A 24176-nucleotide genomic window follows, 5' to 3' on the forward strand; every position below is an offset into this window, starting at 1 on the left:
TTTGTCTCCTAAGTTTTTATTATTTTTGTAGATGTTTAAGTGCTTCTCTTACTAAATCACTTGTATTTGTAGATTTACAGCTTTTAAGTACTTTTGATACTATATCTTTTTTAAACCCTAAAGACTCTAAAGCAAGTGCTGCTTCAATATTATGATTTGAATCAGTGTTACCATCTTCTTCACCATCAATAATAAATCCTGACAACTCTACTAAGATTCTACTTGCACCCTTAGGACCAATGCCTGGAACCCTTTTTAACATTGAAATATCGTTTGAACTAACAATATTTGCAAAAGAGCCTGGGGTAAAAGTTGAACAAATAGCTAATGCTACCTTTGGACCAACACCATTAATTTTTATTACTGTATCAAAAAGTTTTTTTTCATTGGGGTCTAAAAAACCATATAAAGTTTGTGAGTCTTCCCTAATAATATGAGTAATAAAAAGTTTAACTTTTGTATCAATAATTTTTGAGCTACAGTTAACTGAAACAAAAACTTCGTAAATTATTCCACCAACATTTACATTTAATAATGTTGGTTCTTTTCTTTCAATTGTTCCTTCAATACCTACAATCATACAATTCTCTACATCTTTTAACTTAATTTAATATTTTATTAATAATTATAATAGTACATTATACAGCATATAAGCTTAATTCATGGGGATGAGGACGATGCTAGAATTAATAACAAAAAAAATAAGTAATAAAATTATATTTTCTTTACTTATATTAATGACAATTTCAAGTCTATTTGTAACCTATTTTACAACTCAACAAGTAAAAAAAGATTCAATAATTGTTACAAAAGAAAATCTTGAAATGTTAAACACTGCGATGTTTCAAAGTTTAAGAAATGCAATGAATACAGGTGATCCAGCTCAAATTATGAAAGCTGAAGATGAAGCAAGAACTATTAAAGGTGTAAAAATCTTAAATATTGCAAAAAGTCAAGCACTGATAGAGATGTATTCACCAGAGTCAAAATTCACTACAGACAAAGACGTTTTAAAATCATTTAAGACAAAAGAGAATCAACTAATTGAAACAACTGAAAATGGTGTGCATGATTTAAGAATGATTAAACCTATGGTTGCTACACAAGATTGTTTGATGTGTCATGCTAATCAACAAGAAGGTGATGTTATTGGGGTAATGGACTTAACATTTTCACTTAATGAGTCAGATGATAGAATAGCAGATTTAGTAGTTGAAATTTTAATTCTATCTACAGTATTTGGATGGATAACTATTGGATTGATTTTTATAATTGTAAAAAGAACTACTAACCCTATTAATAAACTTAAAGAGGGGTTCCAAAATCTACTTAACTCAAATGATACAAATATAAAACTAGATGTTGTATCTAAAGATGAAGTTGGAGAGGTTGCTGAATTATTCAATTCATATATGGGTAAAGTTAGAGAAGGTTTAAAACAAGATGAAAAAGTTATAGAAGAAGCAAATGATATTTTAGAAAAAACAGGAAACGGTTTCTTTGTTTACAAGGTTGAAACAAAAGCTGCCAACCCATATGTTGAAGATTTAAAGAACAAATTAAATATTATGATTTCAAATACAAAAGAGACCCTAGATAAAATAAATATTACACTTAGAGAATACTCAAAATCAAAATTTGATCATAAAATTGATGATAAAGGAATTTATGGGGATTTAGGTTCATTAACTGCAGGTATAAAATTAGTAGGTAACAACACTTCAGAAATATTAGCAATGATTATGAACACAGGTGATTCTTTAGATAAAAATACACATACATTATCAAATGCATCCAATGACTTATCTCAATCTTCAAATCAACAAGCAGCATCTTTAGAGGAAACTGCCGCAGCATTAGAGCAAATTACAGCAAATATTCAAGGTAATACAAGAGCTTCTATAGAAATGGCTGAATTAGCTCAAAAAGTTACTTCATCTGCAGAAAATGGTCAAAGTTTAGCGAATAGAACTGCAAATGCAATGGATGATATTAATACTCAAGTTAGTTCAATAAATGAAGCAATTGAAGTGATTGATCAAATCTCATTCCAAACTAATATTTTATCACTTAATGCTGCAGTTGAAGCGGCTACTGCTGGTGAAGCAGGTAAAGGTTTTGCAGTTGTTGCACAAGAAGTTAGAAATCTAGCTAGTAGAAGTGCAGAAGCAGCAAAAGAGATTAAAGAAATAGTTGAAAAAGCAACACAAAAAGCACAAGATGGTAAAAAAATCTCTGATGATATGATTTCTGGATATACTGTATTAAATGATAATATTAATTCAACTATTCAAAAAATTGACTTTGTAGCAACTTCGTCAAAAGAACAAGAAAAAGGGATTACTCAAATTAATGATGCAGTTAATATGCTTGATCAAGCAACACAACAAAATGCACAAGTAGCAGATAAAATTTCTAAAATGTCAGCTGAAATTGCTCATATGTCTACTTCTTTAGTAACAGCAGCTTCAAGAGCTGAGTTTCTACAAGAATCTAGAGATGAAGTTTGTAATATTGATTTAGTATATGATACAGCTAGTTTAAAAGTTGGAATACTTTCTTTAAAAGATAAAATATATTCTAATCTTGGTTCATATTCGCAATATCAAGTTGAAAGAAAAAATTCAATAGGAGAATGGATTGAAAACTATGTAAAAATCAATCCGAATGCAAACCATCAATCAATTGAAGAGTTGCAAAAGTTAAATGAAAATTTAACAAAAAAATTACAAAACCTTATTGATGTAAACTCACAAAAACAAAATAACTCAATAATTAATGAAAAAGCTAAAGAAGTTGAAATTGAATCACTTAGAATCTTTGGAAACCTTAACCGTCTTAAAAAAGATGTGTGTAAAAGATAAAAAGGAAATCCCTTTTTATCTTTAAGCGTTCATACTTTTTATTAAAGCATCAAGTTCATCTTGTGACATAAACTCATCACTCTCTTCACTTGAAATTGTTTTAGCAGAATTAGAAATGTTATACTCACTAGAATCAATATTATTCTTTTCACAAACATAATTTACAACTCTTTCTATTTTTTGTCTATGTAAATCTTGATGCTGAAGAAGACCTAATGAACTTGAAATATTATCTTGAATTTTACTCTTATCATGTGCTGGTATATCAAAGTTTTCAATTTTTGAATTTAACTCTTCTAAATTTTCATAGATTGAAACTGAATTTACTTCAGATTCTTTTATAACATCACATAACTCTTTTATTAATTCTTCATAAGTCATTATTTAACCCTTTTTCATTCATTAAAAAAAGTTTAACCTAAATTAACTTAAAAATAATAAAGTAAAATATGTACTTATAGTTTCTTTAGCTAATGAATAATTTCTGCAATAAATTCTGTTGCATATGAACCCTTAGGTAAATAAAACTGCAATTCCATCCAATTTTTATCTTCTTTATAGTTTGATTCTATTTCTGTAGGGAAAATCCAAGCGAATCTTCTTGCACCATCTTCTTTCATTTCTTTATCGAACTCTTTTTCTATTGTTTGAGCCAAATCTTCTGATTTTTTTACTCTTCTTCCACAAAGTAAACCAGTTGGAACTCTATCAAACTTAGAAAATTTGTTTGCTTCCTCTTCCATGTTTTCAACATAAAAAATTCTTCCATAGGGATAATGGCTCATTAAATCACCTGAAAGAATTTTAAATGGATGTTCTTGGGATTTCATAAGTTTTACAACATCTAATGGCAGTTGTAGTTTTTCATAAATCTCTTTTGGTTCAAAGGCCTCAATTAATTTTGAGATTTCAATTCTCTTTGATAACCATAAGTTAAAAAGATAACTTTGATAAGCATTTATATACATCTGCTTTAGTTTTCTATTTTTTTCTTTTAATTCACCATTTATAATAGCTTCACCTTTTTTATAATTATCTCCTTCTATTCCAAACCTTTGAAAACCGAAATAATTTGGCATACCATATTTAGTGATACTTGCAAGTGCCTCTTCTATTTTTTTTGCATCTAAAGGTGTTACTCTTTTTAGTCTAATAAAAAACTTATTACCTTTTAAATGCCCTATTCTAACTTTATTGTTATGATTAGTTGTTTCTAAAATTTTAATGTTATCATGGGCAAATTTCTCTATGTTAGCTTCACATTGTTTTGGAACTGATATATGTTGTACTGTCATTGCATTTTTATCTTTTAAACCAGCATATCCTATATCTCTACTTTTACATCCAAGTTGCTCTGAAAAGATTTGAACGGCATCCCAAGTTGTTAAATCTTTTTTTCTAAACTTTATAATTATATGTTCACCCTCACCTGAGAATTCATATAATGGAACTTCTGTAACGACAAAGTCTTCTTTACTTTGTTTAAAGTGAACATCAATTTTTGAATGGTTTAAATACCTTTGTAGATTTTTCAAATTATATTTTTCCTTTTTAAAAATGGTGATTCTTACAATCACATCTAAATTTGCCTTTATTGGCCTTTGCAAAAATGTTTAAAATCACATCATGCTTTTTTGCTATTTCTTCTATTTTATTAATATATTTTGGTGAAAAAGAAAATAAAAGTTCATACTCTTCACCTGAACAAGCTATTTCATTTGAAATAGTATCAAAAAACTTGAAACCTACTTTACTTTGTTTAGACATTCTTTCAAGTTCAAAAAATAAACCATCTGAGATATCCATTGCTGCATTTACATATTTTGAAACTTCATAAAAAAAATCTGCTTTTAATTTAGGTTCAAAAAATTTTGATTTTTTTGAAATTTTCTTCCCTGCTAAAAGTTTTTCTAAGTCTTTTTTACAAGTACCTAAATCTCCTGTATAGCAAATTAAATCATCTTTTTTAATTCCATTTCTTAATTTTGCATCATTTGTTTTTGAAATAATAGTAACACTGATATCAAGTTTTATATTTGAGATTGTATCTCCACCAATTATCTCAATTCCATATTCTTCTGCAACTTCTAAAAACCCTTGTGATAATTTCTTAATATCTTTTTTAGTGTATTCTTTAGGAATGGCAACTGTAAGAAGTGCATATTTTGGAACTGCATTCATAGCAATAGCATCAGAAATATTTACTAACATTGCCTTTCTTGCAATCTGCTTTAAACTAAACCAGTCTTTTTTGAAATGAACATCTTCAAAGAAAGCGTCATTACTGTATACAAGATTTCCCACTAAGGCACCATCATCTCCAATGAAAGATGAGTTTTTGTCAAATTGTTTTATAAAATAATCTTCTTTATTCATCGAAGAATGTTATCATAATGAAGCTTTCATTTCTGATTTTTTACTTAAAAACAATTTTAATAAAATAATTATCTTATTAATTCAAGATTTTTCGATATAATGCACAGCAATTTTATTAAGGAGAAAAACTATGCCAAAAATTAACAAATATGTTGACATTGATACTGTTGAGAGAGAAGCAAAAAGAGACTTAATTGATAGACACTCACCATTTATCCACTGTGCTGAAACTGCAAAAAAAGGTGAACCATTTGAAGTAACTGTAAAAATGGGTAACGAATATACTCACCCAGATGATTTTGATCATTATATTGAGTCTGTAACACTATTTAATGGTGAAACTCAATTAGCAAAAGCATCTTATGTTCCAGGAACATTAGGAAACGTTAAAGCTCATAATACTACAACATTTACAATTATTCCAACTGGTAAAAAATTAAATCTAGTTGCACATGGATACTGTACAAAACATGGTATCTGGGAATCAACTCCTGTAGAAGTTTCTGTAGCTGAATAATCTACTGTTACAATCTTCGAAGCCAAGGCAAACAAATAACTTACACTAAGCTCTAAAATTAATTTTTAGAGCTTTTTTTATCAAATAAAACTATTTTATAATTTACTTTTTATTTACTTTTATATATTATTATATTATTATATTATTAACTCACTTTAAGGTTTCAGGTATGAAATATTTATTAATAACAATAATTTTTGTTTTATTAATTTTAGCTTTTTACATTCCCTATTTTTGGATGATAACTTCCATAATAGTATCATTAGTATTAATTGAGATTTATTTTAATAAAAAAAGTGAAAAAATTTTAATGTAGAAAAATAAAAGATAAAGTAAATACTTTATCTTTTACTTATTATATGATACTTTTTCAAAAGAACAACAATAATCAACTAATGATGTAACTTTTAATTTGTACTTTGAGTTTTGTGATATTTCAATACTAGCAGGTGCAGTATATTCAACCCAATCTTCAGCAGGCAACATAACTTCAAGTGAACCAGAATTGATATCTATTGTAGCTTTATTTACTGTATTTAATTCGTACTCACCAGGTAACATAATTCCTAATGTTTTTTTACTTCCATCTTCAAAAGTGATACCTCTACTTGTGATATTTCCGTTATAAAGAATACTAGCTTCCTTGGCAATATTAACGTTACTAAAATCCATTTATTTTCCCTTTTAAAATGTTTGAAATATTTTAGCATAAATTTTATTTGAAGCAAGTTTCTATTTTAGATTTGATATAATTTTTTTAAATTATTTATAGAAAGTGTTATGCAAGGCTACATTATAGACATAAAATCGGTTAAAGATGATGATTTAATCGTTTCAATTTTAAGTGAAACTCATTTATTCACAACTTATAGATTTTATGGGGCAAGGCACTCTAATATAAATGTCGGTTATAAAATTGATTTTGAACTAGAATCTAATTTAAAAAGTACTATCCCTAGACTTAAAGATGTGATTCAATTAGGGTTTGAATGGATATTTGACAATGAAAAACTATATTGTTGGCAAAGATTTATAAAACTTTTTTATCCTCATTTAAAAGATGTGGAAGAGATTGATATTTTTTATTTTAAATTATTAGATAAATTATCCCATCAAATGATAAAACAAAACCCCAAAAGAGCTATTTGTAAAAACTATTTAAAACTTTTAGAATACGAAGGTAGGCTTCATAATGAACTAAACTGTTTCTTGTGTGAAAAAGATATAAAAAAAGATGTTTCACTTGTTAGAAGCTTTATGCCAGTTCATCCTGCTTGTGCTTATAGTAGAAAATTCAAAATAAAAAAAGTAAGAGAACTTTTTGATGATATGAATACAATCTCCTTTGAAGATGAAGAGATTGACTATTTATGGAATATAATACTCCAAGGTTTGTAAGTTTTAAAGTTATATAATAGATTATCTTTTTTTTAGGATTCACTATGTTTATAATTAAAAAAAGCACTGCTTCTGAATTTTTAGATGTTGATTTAGAAGATTTTGTTGTTACAAATCTACTTTCAAAATACGATATAAAAACTAATACAACTTTTTTAGATAATTTAAATGATGATTATGATGCTTTGATAAATTATATTAGTGAATTATATATTAACAATCAAAATATTCCTGATGATATAGCAAATGAGATAACTTCAAATATTAATTTTAAAAGATATTTACTCTCATATATTCAAAATAAAATGAAAAATATCCTTGATGATAGTACGACAATAGTTTTTAAAGAGATTATAATTATTGTAAATTTATTATCAATGGGAAAAAAATTTGACATCTTTGAGAGTTATAATTTTTATAATATGGAAATCCTAGGAAATCTATTTAGAGAATATGAAAAAGAGTTACAAAATTTAAAAGAAAAAGAGCAAGAAAACTTTGATTTAACATTTGAATTATATACTATTTTAATAGAAGTAATAAATGAGCTATGTACTATAAATTCAATTGATATTCTAAGAAAAAAGACAATCAACCCTTTAGTTAATGTAATTAGTGAAACAATTAATATTGTAAAATTTAATCTTGAACTTGATGTAGATAAAATAAATACCTTAAATAATATTCTAGGGAAACTTTTATTTTATTACTCTCATATCCCTTATATTGATGCCTCAAATAAAAACTGTGAATACTTAATAGAGGAATTTAATTTTAATTTTGAAAAGATTTATGAAGGGTATGACTTATCAAAAAATACAAACTTTGCAAATGATACTAATAGCTATGAATACTATTATATTTTTCTAAACTCTTCAACAACATTACTATTGAATCTTTTATATAAACTTGAATTAACTTACGAAGAAGATGACTATCAAAGTATTGAAAAGTTTAAAGATATTATCAACTTGTATAAACAAACAATTACCCATAAAAATGTACCAGTTTTTAATAGTCTAAATAGTTTTAAAGAAGAACTTTTATTAAACTATTCCTATATCTATTATAAAGATTATGAAACAAAAAAGTATGAAGATATTATAAATGAGTTTATAGAAAAATGCGACTTTAATAGCTCAAATATGCATATCATTTATTCTTTAATACTTTATTCATCAAATATTGATGATGAGAAAATGTTTAAAATTCTAGAGATTCTTCTTGATTTTGAAAAATTCAAAAATGACTATCATGAATTTTATAAATTAAATATTTGTGATGTGATTATAAATAAATTTATCTATAAAAAATCAGATAAATTAGATTCTAAAATCATTAAAAAAATAATTGATTATATTGAAGAGAATAAAATTGCATCACATCTAATGTCGATTTATTCAAAACTATATTTATCTTTATCCCTATATTTTTCTTATTATTTTGATTATGATTCTATCAAGAAATCTTCTTTATACTATTTTTATTATGTAAGTATCAATGGGAAAGATTTACTAGAAAATGAATATGCAAAATTAAACAAAGATATTCTTTATAATCATGGAAAATCAAATATACAAAAAATGAATCTTGAAGGTGTTTTAATATCAGATTCAAAATATGTTGAGATAGGTCAAAACCTGATGAACGAATATTTTGAACAAGAAGAAGTTAATTTAAAATATCAAATAAATCAAGATCTTTCAAATATAGTTACAAAGATTTTTAATGATGAGGGTTTAAATAACCAACTTTTAAATAAATATATTGAACATTTTATCTCAGAAGATATTTTTCATGGGCTTACATTTGTTGCTGTAGAAGGGCTATGTGAAAAAGATTGTATTCTTATAGATTTAGGTTATGAACGTTTAGAGGTTCCATTAATTGATGGATATAAACTAAAAATAGCTTACTCAAAGGTATATAAACATATTTTTGAAAATATTTATCAAAAAAACAAAAAGTATATTAAACAGAATATTATAAATTTAATAATTAGTTACATAAAAAGTATACCCATTTATCAAGATACTGTAACAACACTTTACAACAAAAATAAGCTTCAAGCAGAACTTTTACAAAAAGATGAAAATGAAGAGTTTATTTTAGTAGAGATTTATATTAATGATTTCATAGAGTTAAACAATAAATTTAATTATAAAAAAGTTAATCAATTCTTTCAAGATTATGTATTGAAAATAAATAATTTCATTCCTCTATATAGGTTTTATGGCCCTAGAATTGCTTTTATTTTAAATAAAAATGAAGACTACAAACAATATATAGAAAAGATAAAAGAGTTAAATTTTATTACTAAAGATGAAGAGATTAAACCAAATTTGACAATTTCTGTATCATGGGGTTACAAAGATAATATTATAGAGAAATCACTACACTCTTTAGGTCTTGCAATGACTAGTGAGGATAAATATAACGAGTTTAAATAATTAAGACTATCTTGTCTTAATTATTCATCTAATAATCTATCTTGAATTTTTTCAATAGCTTTTTCTAAACTTTTAATATCAAGATTATATTCTTTTGCTTTTGCAATACCTTTTTCAATATTCTTATCACTAAAGGCATCAGTTACGTTACAAATTATTTTAACTACTTCAAGGATTTGAGTTCTTTCTAAATATTCTGCTGGACATTTTTTAATATCATCAACATATTCAATTACATTAATTAAGTTTTCACTTAATTTCCAATGTTTAAATATTCTAGCAGTGATTTCAGAAGTTGTCATACCTATAAGTTCTTTTTCTAGAGAAGAGACATCTTTACCACTTTTTATTGCCAGATTAAATTCTTCAGTTTTACCTTCATTTTCAATAACATCAGCTAAAATAAATTTACCTGCTTCTTGTAATAAAGAGGGTAGAACTAATTCTTCTTTTAAGTCAAATGATACTTTAGAAAGCCAGTTTGATGTAAGAGTAGTTGCAAGATTTGAAGCTCTCATAAAGTCATCACTATTAATTCCATATGCAGATAAATTTGTTTTTAAAAGATTTTGAACTGTACCACCAATTGCAATAGAAATGGTAAAATTAATTCCTAAAAGATTTATAGCCTTACTTGCTGTTTCAACTTTACTTCTAAATCCAAACATTGCTGAATTTGAAACTTTTAATAAAGTAGAAACAATAAGTGCATCTTTTTCTACAATTTTTAGCAGTTCAAAAGATTCTTTATCAGATTTTTGTCTGAATTCTTCAATCTCAATTATTGTCTTAGGTAATGGAGGCAAAGACTCGATTTTTTCAATAATATAATCACTCACAATATACTCCTCTATGAATTAGATAAATTATAACAAAATTTATATTAAGTGTTAAACCTAAAATGCATTACATCACCATCCTGAACAATATAATCTTTTCCTTCAAGTCTTAGCTTACCAGCTTCTTTACATTTAGATTCTCCACCAAGGGAAACAAAATCTTCATAAGAGATAACTTCTGCTTTAATAAAACCTTTTTCAAAATCGTTATGAATAACAGCTGCTGCTTGAGGAGCTTTAGTATTTTTTCTAATTGTCCACGCCCTAACTTCAATTTTTCCAGCAGTAAAATATGATTGTAAACCTAATTTATCAAAAGCTTTATGGATAATTTGTTCAAGCCCAGATTCAGCTACACCTAAATCAGTTAATAGTTCTTTTGCTTCATCATCATCCATTCCTACTAATTCTTCTTCAATTTTTGCACAAAGTGTAATTACATCTGCATCTACAGACGCTGCGTGTTCTTTAAGTTTGTCAACATATTCATTTGTCCCATCCATTAAAGAATCTTCATCCATATTTGCACCATAAATTACATCTTTATTAGATAAAAATCTTAACTCTTTGTCCATTTGTAAGAAAAGTTCATTTTCTTTGTCCTCAAATGTTTTAACTGGCTGTAAATCTTCTAAATGTTTCATTAACTCTTCTGCTACAACTAACATAGCTGCTGCTTCTTTTGAACCTTTAGATTGTTTTTTAAGCTTTTCAATTTTCTTTTCACATTGAGTTATATCTGCATAAATTAGTTCTGTTTCAATAATTTCAATATCTCTAATTGGATCAACATCGCCTTCTACGTGAGTAACATTACCATCTTCAAAACATCTAACCATATGTAAAATTACTTCTACTTCTCTAATATTAGATAAAAATTGGTTTCCTAATCCTTCACCCTTTGAAGCACCTCTTACTAAACCTGCAATATCAACAAAATCTATTGTAGAGTATTGAATTTTGTTTGGGATAACAATTTTTGCTAATTCGTCTAACCTTTTATCAGGAACAGGAACAACAGCTTTATTTGGTTCAATAGTACAAAAAGGATAGTTTTGAGCCTCTGCATTTTGTGCTTTTGTTAAAGCATTAAAAGTTGTTGATTTTCCTACATTTGGTAATCCTACGATTCCTACACCTAAACCCATTTATGACCTTTATTTATATTTAATACGCGATTATACTCAAAATTGATTTAAATACACCCTAATAACTTAAGATATATCCACTTCCATATATGCTTTGAATAATATCAAGAGGTAGTTTTTTTCTTAACCTTTTTACTAGATTCCTAATACTAGCATCATTAACTTCAGCTTTACTATCCCATATATACTTTGAGATTTCATTTGGATTTATAATTTCATTTTTATTATTTAATAAAAGTTCAAAAAGCATTCTTTCATTTTTTGTTAAATCAATCATTTTATTTTTATGAAAAAATAACCTTTTCGAACTATCCCAATAGCTTGTTTTAGTAAAATTTATTAATTGTTTCTCAGAAGTGTTTTCTTTCACCTTTTTAATAGAATTTTCTAATACATCTTTAAATTCATTTCTATCAACTGGCTTAACTAAATATTCAATCAAATTTAACTTTATTGCTTCAAATAAAAACTCTTTATCAGAATAAGCACTAAGTATAATTATAGGTATGTTCTTATCATTTTCTCTAACTTTCTTTACAAAATCTAAACCATTCATATTTGGCATATTAATATCTATCAAAAGTACATTTGGTTTTTTATTTCTATAAATATTAAATGCCTCTAACCCATCATTAGCTTCATATATAAAATCAAAATAATTTTCTAAATATACTACATAGTTTTCTCTAACATTTTTATTATCTTCTGCATATAGAATAGAATAACTTTTCTCCATTTCATCTCCATTTAAATTATAATTTTAAATCTTGTTCCATCTTTTATTTGTTCCACACTTAACGTTCCATTCATAGAATTTTCTATAATCATTTTAGCCATATAAAGGCCCGTTCCTGTTCCTTTATTTTTATACTTTGTAGTAAAATAAGGTTCAAAAATCCTATCAATCAACTTATCATCTATTCCTCCAGCATTATCTTCAATTGTAAGTATATTATCTATACAAATGTTTATCTTTGGATTTTCAATCTTATTTATAATAAAAGCATCCCTTGAATTGTTTAATATAGCTATTACTGTTTGGATATATTCACCTTTGTAACCTATGATTTTCTTATCATTTAAAACTTTTGTGTTTATTTGAATATTAGATTTTTCATAATTAAATTTTATTATTCTTAATACATGATCTAAAGTTCTAGATAATATAAATTCATTTTTCTCTTTTGAGGGATAAAAAAATGTTCTAAAACTATCAATAGTATCAGACATATATTTTGTCTGGGATTCAATTTGGATAAGAGTATTATCTAGTTTTTTATCTTGAATTTTATATTTGAAAAATATCGAGTCAATCACAGCAACATTTGAATTAATTACATTTAGAGGTTGTCTCCATTGATGGGCGATATTATTTAACATCTCACCCATACTAGCAAGTTTTATTTGCTGAAAAAGAATTTTATCTTTTTCTCTATTTTTCTGTACTTCCTCATCAACTTTTATTTTAAGCTGCTTATTTGACTTATGTAAAACATACTGTTTATACCAAAAAGCTAAGATGATAAAACCTATAACAAAAAAAATGTTAATTAGATACTCTTTTTTTATTATTGTTTCTTCTTTTACATATGCCCATTTATTTTTAATATCTCTTTTTTCTTTGTCGTCAAAACTTAAGATTGCTTTGTTCAAGATTGAATGCAAAATATCATCATCTTTTACTACGCCTATACTTCCATCTTTTAAGTCACTTAATCTTTTCATGATTTTTAATTCATGAGTGAAATATTTTTGGATATTATATGAGATAATATCTGAAACACCAACAAAGCCGTATATTTCATCTTTTCTTATTAGTTCCAATGCATTTTCAACTGTTCCACTAATCTCAATAAAATTAAGATTTGGAAATCTTTTTTTTATATGATTATTAATAATTTCTGTACTTTTTAATAATCCCAATTGTTTATCTTCTAATTGAGAAATATCTAATAAATATGGTTGACTAATCTTTGTAGCTAAAACTAAATATCCATCATAATAAGGTAAAGTTGGATTTAAAAAACTATAGGCATTTGGGTCAGTTAATATTAAAGGTTTCAAATCTACTTTTTTCTCTTTTAATAAAGAGTCACATTCTTCAGAGGTTTTAGTAATAAGCCCTTGGATTTTCTTATTAATTTTTTTTTCAATCATCTTAAAAAAATCTACTGAAATACCTTTGTATTCCCCATTTTTATAAAAAACTATAGGTTCTATACCTTCACTTACACAAAAAGTAATCTTATCTTTTTTTTCTAAATATTCTAACTCTTCTTTATCAAAAACTATTGATTTGTCATCATTAAAGAATCTTTCATTTGATAAGGAATCTATATCTAGATTATTTATATCTTCTAAAGTAAGCTTTTTATCAATTAAAAAATAGCTACTAATTATTTGATTTATTTTTGTAAGATTAAATTTTCCAAAGGTCCCATCATTAATACCAGATAATTTCTTTAAGCCATTTGCCTCAAATAAATATTTACTGTAACTAAATCCTTGAGTATTATATTTTTCTAAAATTAATTTTATTGTTTCATCAATATTATTAAAAGCATATTCCCAACCTTTCATTGTGGCATTAAAGAATTCTTTAACTCTTTTAGGATTGTTATTTTGATTTTTTTGTGAAGTAAAAAGTATATCTCCATAAAAATTCATTCCAAAAGACGAAGCTTTTAAATAATCATATTCAATCCCTTTTTCTTCTAATATATAAGGCTCATTTGTTAAATATGCATTAAAAACATCAACCTTTTTTTCTATTAAATCATACACATCATAGGAAGTTGGAATTACTTTTATATTTTTTTCATTTATTCTAAATTTATTTAAAAACAATTTAACAAATGCATTCTCTTTATTATTTAAATCTAGCATTACTTTTTTGTTCTTAAAGTCGTCAATAGATTGTATATTTAAGCTTTTTAAAAATAAAAATGCGAAAGGTGTTTCTTGTAAGATTGGCATTATCAAAGATAGTTTTTCACCATGCATAATTGAATTAATTAATAATGAATCAGAAACACCAAAAGAGTTCTCTTCATTTAAGATTTTATTAATATGAATAATATTATTTGAAGTTGGTTCAATAATATTTACATCAAGGCCTTCTTCTTCAAAAAAACCTTTTTCTTTTGCAATATAAAAACCTGCAAATTGAAATTGATGCTTCCATTTTAAGTAAAGATTTACTTTATCTAAATTTTGAGAAAATGATAAAGTTGTAAAAACTAATAATATAACTATATACTTCATTGTATATATTATATCATAAATAATTTAATAAAAAAAATTCTTATTTAATAACTTGATTTAAAGTAGGGAAATCCCTACTTTTTAGTTAAGTTTACAGCTTAAATTTTTTTCAATAATTTTTCTATCAAGATAAGTTTGATCAGATTGTATCTCTTCTATTGAAACTGTAGAAGTACCAGCTTTTCTTAAAACAACTCCAGTTGCTAAGTTAGCAAACTCTACTGAACTAATAATATCATTGCTTCCTGCAAGTGCATAACCCATTGAAGCTAATAGTGTATCTCCTGAACCTGTAACATCAAAAACCTCTAAAGGAACTGTTGGAAGAACAGATAATTTATTATTTTCATTTAAAACTGCTACACCTTCTTCTGCTAATGTAACTACTGCTTCTTTTGTTTCAAATTTACTTTTCATCTCTTTTAAAGCATCTAAAAGTCTATCATCATTTTCAATATCAATTCCAGTAATTTTTGAAGCTTCTTCTTTATTAGGAATAATTAAATATGCCCCTTGATATTTTGAATAATCATCTCCATATGGATCAACAATAGTTTTTACATCATGTTTATTTGCATATTGAATAATTTTTTGTGTAAAGTCTCTTGTTAATACACCTTTACCATAATCTGCTAATAAAATAGCATCGTATGCTTTAATTTTTTCCTGAAGTTTTGAGTATAATTTTTTTACATTGTCAAAAGAGATATTATTTTTACTTTCATGATCAAATCTAAAAATTTGTTTACCATTAGACATTACCCTAGTTTTTCTCGAAGTTTTTCTTCCCTTTTGCTCCAAAATAAATGATTTTGTTTCAAGTTGATCAAGTAAATGTTTTAATTCTTTTCCATTTTGACCATCACCTGTTACAGACATAACTGAAACTTTTGCACCTAAAGAGGCTAAATTTCTAACAACATTTCCAGCTCCACCTAAAACATCAAGCTCCTCTTTAATATCAAGAACAGGAACAGGTGCATCTAAGGCAATTCTATCACAACTACCAATTAAATAAGCATCTATCATCAAATCGCCAATTACTAATACCTTTGGTTTTACATCAGTTTTAATCATATCTTTTCCTATAATAAATTTTTTAGTCAATATTTTTCAAAAATTCTAGAGTCATTCTAACTCCAGCACCACTTGCTCCATATGGATTATATCCCCATTCTTTTTCTACAAATGCGGGTCCAGCGATATCATGGTGAATCCATTTTTCTTTATTTTCTTCATAAATAAAATTATCTAAAAACAGTCCAGCTGTAATTGCTCCACCATATCTTGTGTTTGCAATATTAGAAATATCTGCAATTTCAGATTTTAAAGTTTTTCTTAAAAATCTGTTAAAAGGTAATGTTGTTGCATATTCTCCAGATTCTAAAGCATTTGCAACGATTGATCTTTTTAGTTCAATATTTCTTCCCATTATTCCAGATGTATACTGACCAACACCAACAACACATGCTCCAGTTAATGTAGCATAATCAAAAATATAATCTATATCTTCAATTTCATCTTGTGCATAACATAAACAATCAGCAAGAACTAGTCTACCTTCAGCGTCTGTATTTCTAACTTCAATAGTTTTACCATTTTTAGCCACTAAAACATCGTCTGGTTTATAAGCATCTCCACCAATCATATTTTCAACTGCACCTACAATCCCATGAACCTCAACATCAAGACCTAATTTTGAAATTGCATTCATTATACCTAAAACAGCACTTCCACCACTTTTGTCTGATTTCATACTAACCATATAATCTGCTGGTTTTAATGATAATCCACCTGAATCATAGGTTAAGCCCTTACCAACTAAGACAACTTTTTTCTTAGGGTTTTCTGGTTTATATGTTAGATGGATTAATTTTGATTCATGAATTGAAGCACGACCTACTGAAAGCATCGCATTCATTCCATTCTTTTCTAAGTATTCTTCACCCTGAATTTTACAATCAAGATTATTCTCTTTAGCTATCTTTTTTGCTGTCTCTGCCATAACTTTTGGATAATAATCTGCAGGTGGAGTGTTTACGATATTTCTAGTTTTATTAACAGCTTTTGCAATAACTTTTGAGTTATCAAACTCTTTTTGAATATCTTTTGTGATTTTAGATACACAAATATTTAATTCTTGTTTTTTTACTTTTTTCTTTTCAGATTTATATTCACAAAATTTGTATGAACCTAAAATAGCACCTTCTACTAAAGCTTTTAAGTTTAAATCATCTAGATTTATTTTTGCACTTTCAAATTTTGTTGATTGAAACTTTTTAATAGCGCATGAAATAGCAATTGCAACGCAATCGTAATCATTGTCTTCACATCCAACATAGATTCTACCAACTTCAGGAAGTAATATAACGCTTTCATCTTTTTCTTCAAATCCCAAAAGTTCTAAAAGCTCTTTATCTTTTGTATTTTCAATATCATCTGTTAAATATATCTCAATCTCAGCTTCTTCTTTTTCAAAACTATTTTCTACTAAATTAACCTTCAAAGTTTTTCTCCTTTTTCTTAGTTACACTATGGAAATAATAGATTATACTTCCACCAATTAATATTCCAAATGGTGCAGCGTAATACCAATGATCTTTTACCCATTTTAGTACTACTAAAATCTCTTCACCAAAATACCATGCAGGTACAATAGTAATTGCAGCCCAACACCAAGCACTTATTAAATTAATAAAAGCAAACATTTTTGCACTATATCTTGTAAGTCCAATTGAGATAGGAATAATTGTCCTCATTCCATACATATATCTTTGAATAAAAATAATTGGCCAACCATATTTTACTAAAAGTAAGTGTGCTAAAGCAAATTTTCTTCTTTGCCCTTTAAATTTTTTATGAACATAAGATTTATTAAATCTTCCTGTATAAAAGTATATCTGATCACCTGCAAAACCACCAAGTCCTGCAACAAAAATTGCAAAATAAAGGTTCATATCATTAGTATGAGATAAAAGTCCAGCCATTATAAGACCAGCTTCACCCTCTAATATACTCCATGCAAAAAGTATAATATATCCATAGGTTTTTAGCAAAAACATAAATTTATTTTCTAAACCTTCTACAGGAGCTTGATACAAATTGTAACCTAAAAAGATTATAAATAACGCAACAACTAAAAAAAGTATTTTTCCTGAATTATTTTGTAATTTCTCTAACATCAATACTCTTAATCAAAATGCAATAGTTCTTTTGCTTGAACCATATCTTTATCACCACGTCCAGAAAGATTTATAATTACAATTTTATCTTTAAATTTCTCTTTTGCTTTTTTTAAATATGCAATTGCATGGGCACTTTCAAAAGCTGGAATAATACCCTCTTTTTGTGATAACCATACAAAAGCATCTAAAGCTTCTTTATCTGTAACAGAATCGTATTGAACTGTTTTGTTATCTTTATGAAAAGAGTGTTCTGGTCCAATTCCTGGATAATCAAGTCCAGCACTAATAGAGTGTGCTTCTAAAACTTGACCATTTTCATCTTGAAGTAAATATGAACACTGACCATGTAAAATTCCAGGACTTCCTTTTTCTAAAGAACATCCATGTTTATCAGTATCAAGTCCTAATCCTCCTGCTTCAATCCCAACACAAGTTGTTTCTTTATCTTCTAAAAAATGAGAGAACATACCAATTGCATTAGATCCACCACCAATACAAGCAAGAACATAGTCTGGCAATCTACCCTCTTTTTTTAGAATTTGAGCTCTCGATTCATAACCAATAATTGCTTGAAAATCTCTAACCATCACTGGATAAGGGTGTGGTCCTGCAACTGTTCCAATTATATAAAATGTATCTCTAGCATTTGTAACCCAATATCTAATTGCATCATTCATGGCATCTTTCAATGTTTTACTACCAGATTCAACAGCAATCACTTTTGCTCCAAGTAGTTTCATTCTAAACACATTTAGCTCTTGTCTAGCTACATCTTTTGCACCCATGAAAACTGTACATTCAAGACCAAGTAGTGCTGCAATTGTAGCACTAGCCACACCATGTTGACCTGCACCTGTTTCAGCAATTACTTTTTTCTTTCCAAGCTTTTTAGCAAGTAATCCTTGTGCAATTACATTATTTACTTTATGAGCTCCGGTATGGTTTAAGTCTTCTCTTTTTAAGTAAATTTTTGCACCAATCTCTTCACTTATATTTTTTGCAAGATAAAGTGGATTTTCTCTTCCAACATAATCTTTTAAATATCCATCAACCTCTTTCCAAAACTTTTCATCGTGTCTATATTTTTCATATTCAGTTTCAAGTTCTTTTAAAATAGGCATTAATGTTTCAGGGACATATCTCCCCCCAAAAATTCCAAAATGACCATTACTATCAGGGTCAAATGTCGATGTTTTTGGTATATAAAAATCTTTTTTCATTTATAATCTCTTTTTAAATATCTAATATTGTATATACTGGTGCATGTTGTTCTAATCTTTTCACACCATCTAAAAATGTAAGGTTGATTAAAAAACAAGTTTCAACTAAATTTGCTTTTACATCTTTAATCAATTTTGCAGAAGCATTTGCAGTTCCACCTGTTGCAATAAGATCATCTATTAATAATACATTTGCATTATCTATTGGAAATGCATCTAGATGAATCTCAACCTCATCAAAACCATATTCTAATTCATACTTTTCACAAACTGTTGTTGAAGGTAATTTTCCCTTCTTTCTAACTGGAACAAAACCAATATTAAGTCTATCGGCTAAAGCAGCTCCAAAGATGAAACCTCTAGAATCAATACCTGCAACATAATCTAAATTATAACTTTTATATCTATCCTCTAAGTGGTTCATTAAAGTTTGGAAGGCAACTTTATCATTTAATAAAGTCGTGATATCTTTAAATACAATTCCCTCTTTTGGGAAATCTTTTACATCTCTAATTGAGTTGTTAATTAATTCTTTATCAGCTTGACTTAAAATCATACTATATCTCTTTTCTTTGTAATATTCTGTAAGGTGATTATTTTATCGAATAAATTATTATGTTTGTATAATAGATTTGTCTTTAGAATGGTTTTTAAGTAAAGAGTATAGTTTAAACTATACTCTAAGGTTTAGATTAGATTTATTGTAGTAGTTTCAATACCTAATTTGTTTAATTTATCACAAATGTCATCTGCATCTTTTGAAATAGTAATTTCTATCTTTGAATCTTTTATTTCTAAAGAAGCACAATCACTTGCATTACTTGAAGTGATTTTTAACTTATTATTATCTAAAGTCCAATTTTTTGTATTCAATTTTACAGCCTCAGTAATATCAGAGATACTTCTTTTAGTCAAATAATAAGTTTGAATAGAAGTGGTAGCTGTAGCTAAGTCCCTTTGAATAGTTGAAGCAACTGCTTCATCTCTTGTATCTAGATATTTTGGTATTGCAAAAGATGCAATTATTCCAATAACAACAATGGCGAAGATTAGTTCCAAAAGAGAGAAACCTTTTTTCATTATATATCCTTTAAAAATAAATTTTTAAATTATATATTTAGGTTTCTTAAATAAAGATAATAAAATAACATATTTTTATATTTTATAATATATCTGGTACATCAATCTGTGTTTCTTTTCCTGTATCTGAAATCGATTGAAAAACCACCTCTATTGGGGCTTCATTTGGATTATCTTTATTAACAAATCTTGTATATTGTTTTTGGAAATCAAGCTTCACAGTTCCAATTGGACCATTTCTTTGTTTCCCAATTATTATTTCTGCTTCTTCAACAGGCTTGTTTACAAATTTAGACTTGTACTCTTCACCTTTGTCTTGAGCTTCTTTTTCTTTTCTTGCTTCTTCTCTTTCTTTATATACATCATCTCTATATACAAACATAATAATATCAGCATCTTGCTCAATAGCCCCAGACTCTCGAAGGTCACTTAACATTGGTCTTTTGTCTGGTCTATTTTCAACTCCCCTATTAAGCTGTGAAAGGGCAATAATTGGTATTTTCATTTCCCTTGCTAACATCTTAAGTCCCCTTGAGATATCAGAAACCTCTTGGTGTCTATCTTTATTTCCTGTTCCTTGCATAAGCTGAAGGTAATCAATAACTACCATTGAGACATTATTAGCTTCATTTTGAGCTAGTTTTCTAACTCTTGCTCTTAGTTGATTAATATTAACACTACCACCATCATCAACAAATAATTTTTTTGAGTTTAAATCCTCAAAAGCATTTGTTAAGTCTGTCCACTGTTTGTCATCCATATCACCTTTTCTTAGGTTTTGTAAAGGTATTGAAGTTTTAGCCGCAAGCATCCTTAACATCAATTGTTCAGCTGGCATCTCTAGTGAGAAAAATATAACGCCATTTCCAGCTTCAACATTTGCTAATGCCATATTTAAAACAAGAGCGGTTTTACCCATTGCAGGTCTCGCTGCTAGGATAATTAAGTCACCTTCATTAAAACCTGTTGTTCTTTTATCTAAATCAAAAAAACCAGTTGTTCTACCTGTAAGGTGTTGATTCCCAAGTTTTTTCATTTTTTCAATATATGAAAGGGTATCAGAAGTGATTGTCTCCATGTGCTTTAATTCAGAAGTTGCACTATCAGTTGAAATTTTATAAAGTTCACCTTGTACAACATCCAGTGCATCATTTGCACTTGTCTCTTCTTCAAGTGAAACTTTTTTTATTGTAGTTGCTAAAGTTGTAAGTTCCCTTTTTACAGAACCATCTTTAATCTCTCTTACATATGCTAGAGTATTAGTTATTGGATTTGCAGATAAAATTTCTAGTAAAATTGAATCATCAACCTCTTTTGGATTAACTCTTTTTCTGATAAACTCTTCATCAATTGGCATTGCTAAATCATGAAGTTTTATCATCACTGCAAAAATCTTTTGGTGAGCAGGCATATAAAAATCTTTTGGTTTTAAAACACCTAATACGTCTTCTAACTCTTCTGGGTTAAAAAGAATTGAACTTAAAACTGCTCTTTCAATATTTATACTATATACACTATCCATTAAATCTCCATTTTTATAAGCTGTAGATTATAGCTAAACAGTCATTATCTTCAAGTTAATTTTAGATGTATTGCCTTAGAATAAAAAACTTAATTTATAAGGTAAAAAATGAAAAATCAATATGAGCTTTCTACTAGGTGTCTAATAATAGGAGGTGGGCCTTCTGGTTCAACTTTAGCTAGAAAATTATCAAAAAATAGTATTGAAAATATTTTAGTAGAAAAAAATCTCAATTATGACAAACCTTGTGGAGGTGGAATAAAATCAATTGTATTTGAGGAGTTTGATTTACCAAAAGAGTATGAAAATAAAAAAATCAATATATGTAAACTTTATTCACCAAAATATGGTGTTGAAGTTGATATTTCAAATACACCCATTTCAATTGTATTAAGACAAGAATTTGATAAAAAAAATAGAGAATTAGCAAAAGAAGCTGGAACTATTTTAATAGAAGGAAAATATAAAAAAGCAGAAAAAATAGGAAACTATTATTTAGTAAAAATAGAAACAAAAAATAAAACTCTAATTATAAAAACAGAATATTTGGTAGGTGCAGATGGTGTTAAATCAAGGGTAAGAAAAGACTTATTTAACTGTACAGTAGATTCTATATTAACAAATTACTCTAATATCCCAAATAAGGATATTAACTTTTGTGAATTTTATTTTGGTAAAAACTATGCCCCAAATGAATACGCTTGGGTATTCCCCCATGGGAATAAACTCTCTATTGGTGCAGGATTAAAAGAAGGGACAAAGGCAAAAAAACTTTTCCCAATATTCAAAAAAAAGATTATTAAAAATGATGAAACAAAGATAAATGGTTTTTTCATACCAGTTTGGAAAAAAGATGATATATTTTTTAAAGATAATATATTTTTAGTTGGTGATGCAGCTGGACAAGTTTTGCCATTTACATATGAAGGCATTTATTATGCTATGAAATCAGCAGATATTTTAGCCGATGCAATAATAAAAGAAAAACCTAATTTGTATAAAGAAGAATGGAATAAAAAATTCAAAAAAAGATTTCGTTTTTTTAAATTTATGCAAAGCATATTTTTAAGTTGCGATTTTATGACAAATAAATTAATTAAGTTTTTTCAAAATAAAAAACTACAAAAAAGAGGATTAGCATATTGGGAAGGTACAGTTCAACCTTTAACTTTAGGTCAAACTGTTTTAAAGCTTTTTAAATACTTTTTGAAAAACTAATCCTCTTTTTTAGCTTCAGCTTCAACTTCTTCTAAAAATCTTTCAAGAAGTTGTTCAGTAGGAAGCTTAGCAATTGTCTCACCTTTTTTAATAATAAGACCAACACCTTTTCCATAAGCAATTGCAACATCAGCAGCTTTTGCTTCACCTAAGGCATTTACAACACATCCCATAACTGATACATTTAAAGGCTTTTTAATATGTTTCGTTTTCTCTTCAACTTGGGCTACTGCAGTTACTAAATCAGCTTCAATTCTCCCACAAGTTGGGCAAGAGATGATATTAAGCCCCTCTTTTGTTAAACCAGCATCTTTTAATATAGCTCGCCCTACTTCAATCTCTTTTTCAAGCTCACCAGTAATAGAGATTCTCATTGTATCTCCAATACCATCAAGAAGTAAACTTCCTAATGCTATTGATGATTTTATAGTTGAGTGAAAAATAGTTCCAGCTTCAGTTACACCTAAATGAAAAGGATAATTATTCATTGGTCTTAACATTCTATAAGCTTCAACTGTCCTTTGAACATCACTAGCTTTCAATGAAACTTTTATATCATCAAAACCCAAATCTTCTAGGTATTTGATATTATAATCAGCACTTTCAACCATACCTTTTGGGGTTTGACCATATTTATTTTCAAATTGCGCCTCAAGGGAACCACAATTTACACCAATTCTAATAGGAAGATTTCTCTCTTTACAAGCACGAACTACTTCTGCTACCCTTTGCTTATTTCCTATATTTCCTGGATTAATTCTAATACAATCAACAACTTGGGCAGCAATAAGTGCTAATTTATGATTGAAATGAATATCTGCTACTAAAGGTAGTGAAGTTTGTTCTTTAATTGATTTTAATGCATTTGCTGCATCTTGATCAGGGACGGCAACTCTAACAATATCAGCTCCAGCAAAATGTAATTTTCTAATTTGCTCTACTGTAGCTTCTATATCTGATGTTTTACTATAAGTCATAGATTGTACTGCAATTGGTGCATCTCCACCAATTGCAACATCACCTACGAATATTTTTTTTGTTGGATATCTTTTTACATTATTCATAATATGCGAATTCTAGCAAAAAAACATTAAT

The 24176-nt window shown here is 27.3% G+C and carries 22 protein-coding genes; 5 read left to right on the forward strand and 17 right to left on the reverse strand.

The annotated features are described in order from the left end of the window. Positions 1-19 precede the first annotated feature (19 nt). Entirely contained in the window at positions 20-580 is a 561-nt protein-coding gene (gene ruvA, locus AC2TY9_RS14375; RefSeq protein ID WP_489778208.1) for a Holliday junction branch migration protein RuvA, read from the reverse strand. A 97-nt stretch (positions 581-677) separates the two neighbouring features. Here ruvA and AC2TY9_RS14380 point away from each other — a divergent pair, with 97 nt between their 5' ends. Then, positions 678-2864: a methyl-accepting chemotaxis protein gene (locus AC2TY9_RS14380; RefSeq protein ID WP_489778209.1), complete on the forward strand. Its 2187-nt coding sequence runs from the start codon at positions 678-680 to the stop codon at positions 2862-2864. A gap of 21 nt (positions 2865-2885) precedes the next feature. Here the strand turns inward: AC2TY9_RS14380 and AC2TY9_RS14385 are convergent, their stop codons facing one another. From AC2TY9_RS14385 to AC2TY9_RS14395, 3 genes are all read right to left on the reverse strand, one after another. Continuing rightward, positions 2886-3245 carry a hypothetical protein gene (locus tag AC2TY9_RS14385; protein ID WP_489778210.1) on the reverse strand — a complete coding sequence of 120 codons (360 nt, stop codon included), beginning with the start codon at positions 3243-3245 and terminating at the stop codon, positions 2886-2888. Between the two features lie 89 nt (positions 3246-3334). Beyond that, positions 3335-4399, reverse strand: coding sequence for a tRNA pseudouridine(13) synthase TruD (gene truD / locus AC2TY9_RS14390; protein WP_489778211.1), 1065 nt, complete (start codon positions 4397-4399; stop codon positions 3335-3337). Positions 4400-4415: 16 nt separating this feature from the next. Further along, positions 4416-5240: a thiamine-phosphate kinase gene (locus tag AC2TY9_RS14395; protein ID WP_489778212.1), complete on the reverse strand. Its 825-nt coding sequence runs from the start codon at positions 5238-5240 to the stop codon at positions 4416-4418. Positions 5241-5370: 130 nt separating this feature from the next. Here AC2TY9_RS14395 and AC2TY9_RS14400 point away from each other — a divergent pair, with 130 nt between their 5' ends. Further along, positions 5371-5757, forward strand: coding sequence for a class II SORL domain-containing protein (locus AC2TY9_RS14400; protein WP_489778213.1), 387 nt, complete (start codon positions 5371-5373; stop codon positions 5755-5757). A 348-nt stretch (positions 5758-6105) separates the two neighbouring features. On the opposite strand, the gene ppnP is transcribed toward AC2TY9_RS14400, so the two are convergent. Next, positions 6106-6429 carry a pyrimidine/purine nucleoside phosphorylase gene (gene ppnP / locus AC2TY9_RS14405; protein WP_489778214.1) on the reverse strand — a complete coding sequence of 108 codons (324 nt, stop codon included), beginning with the start codon at positions 6427-6429 and terminating at the stop codon, positions 6106-6108. Between the two features lie 108 nt (positions 6430-6537). On the opposite strand from ppnP, the gene recO reads away from it, so the two are divergent. Together recO and AC2TY9_RS14415 are read left to right on the forward strand one after the other, a co-directional pair. Then, a complete protein-coding gene (gene recO / locus AC2TY9_RS14410) occupies positions 6538-7155 on the forward strand; it encodes a recombination protein RecO (protein ID WP_489778215.1) in 618 nt (205 codons plus the stop codon). 44 nt (positions 7156-7199) lie between these two features. Continuing rightward, entirely contained in the window at positions 7200-9605 is a 2406-nt protein-coding gene (locus AC2TY9_RS14415) for a hypothetical protein (RefSeq protein WP_489778216.1), read from the forward strand. Positions 9606-9625: 20 nt separating this feature from the next. On the opposite strand, the gene AC2TY9_RS14420 is transcribed toward AC2TY9_RS14415, so the two are convergent. The 11 genes from AC2TY9_RS14420 to AC2TY9_RS14470 form a co-directional block, all read right to left on the reverse strand. Further along, the gene (locus tag AC2TY9_RS14420; protein WP_489778217.1) at positions 9626-10444 is read right to left on the reverse strand and encodes an HDOD domain-containing protein; all 819 of its coding nucleotides are present in this window, start codon (positions 10442-10444) and stop codon (positions 9626-9628) included. 44 nt (positions 10445-10488) lie between these two features. Beyond that, positions 10489-11592, reverse strand: coding sequence for a redox-regulated ATPase YchF (gene ychF / locus AC2TY9_RS14425; protein ID WP_489778218.1), 1104 nt, complete (start codon positions 11590-11592; stop codon positions 10489-10491). 58 nt (positions 11593-11650) lie between these two features. Beyond that, positions 11651-12328, reverse strand: a complete 678-nt coding sequence (locus AC2TY9_RS14430; protein WP_489778219.1) for a response regulator transcription factor — start codon at positions 12326-12328, stop codon at positions 11651-11653. Positions 12329-12339: 11 nt separating this feature from the next. Next, entirely contained in the window at positions 12340-14856 is a 2517-nt protein-coding gene (locus tag AC2TY9_RS14435) for an ABC transporter substrate-binding protein (protein ID WP_489778220.1), read from the reverse strand. 81 nt (positions 14857-14937) lie between these two features. Continuing rightward, positions 14938-15933 (reverse strand): bifunctional heptose 7-phosphate kinase/heptose 1-phosphate adenyltransferase, encoded by a 996-nt coding sequence (locus tag AC2TY9_RS14440; protein WP_489778221.1) that lies wholly within the window; start codon positions 15931-15933, stop codon positions 14938-14940. A 22-nt stretch (positions 15934-15955) separates the two neighbouring features. Further along, entirely contained in the window at positions 15956-17362 is a 1407-nt protein-coding gene (locus AC2TY9_RS14445; RefSeq protein ID WP_489778222.1) for a leucyl aminopeptidase, read from the reverse strand. Continuing rightward, a complete protein-coding gene (locus tag AC2TY9_RS14450; protein WP_489778223.1) occupies positions 17352-18038 on the reverse strand; it encodes a DedA family protein in 687 nt (228 codons plus the stop codon). Before AC2TY9_RS14450 ends, AC2TY9_RS14445 begins: the two co-directional genes overlap by 11 nt. An 8-nt stretch (positions 18039-18046) precedes the next feature. Then, positions 18047-19261, reverse strand: coding sequence for a tryptophan synthase subunit beta (trpB, locus tag AC2TY9_RS14455; RefSeq protein ID WP_489778224.1), 1215 nt, complete (start codon positions 19259-19261; stop codon positions 18047-18049). 13 nt (positions 19262-19274) lie between these two features. Continuing rightward, positions 19275-19817 (reverse strand): adenine phosphoribosyltransferase, encoded by a 543-nt coding sequence (locus AC2TY9_RS14460; RefSeq protein WP_489778225.1) that lies wholly within the window; start codon positions 19815-19817, stop codon positions 19275-19277. A gap of 131 nt (positions 19818-19948) precedes the next feature. Further along, on the reverse strand, positions 19949-20341 hold the full coding sequence (locus AC2TY9_RS14465; protein ID WP_489778226.1) for a type II secretion system protein: 393 nt from the start codon (positions 20339-20341) through the stop codon (positions 19949-19951). Positions 20342-20423: 82 nt separating this feature from the next. Continuing rightward, positions 20424-21863 carry a replicative DNA helicase gene (locus AC2TY9_RS14470; protein ID WP_489778227.1) on the reverse strand — a complete coding sequence of 480 codons (1440 nt, stop codon included), beginning with the start codon at positions 21861-21863 and terminating at the stop codon, positions 20424-20426. A 108-nt stretch (positions 21864-21971) separates the two neighbouring features. Between AC2TY9_RS14470 and AC2TY9_RS14475 the strand changes: the two genes are divergently transcribed. Then, positions 21972-23081: a geranylgeranyl reductase family protein gene (locus AC2TY9_RS14475; protein ID WP_489778228.1), complete on the forward strand. Its 1110-nt coding sequence runs from the start codon at positions 21972-21974 to the stop codon at positions 23079-23081. Here AC2TY9_RS14475 and ispG read toward each other — a convergent pair. Further along, positions 23078-24145 carry a flavodoxin-dependent (E)-4-hydroxy-3-methylbut-2-enyl-diphosphate synthase gene (ispG, locus tag AC2TY9_RS14480; RefSeq protein WP_489778229.1) on the reverse strand — a complete coding sequence of 356 codons (1068 nt, stop codon included), beginning with the start codon at positions 24143-24145 and terminating at the stop codon, positions 23078-23080. The two genes, AC2TY9_RS14475 and ispG, sit on opposite strands and share 4 nt — an antisense overlap. Positions 24146-24176: the final 31 nt, after the last annotated feature.

The organism is Arcobacter sp. ISO1 (assembly GCF_058105185.1).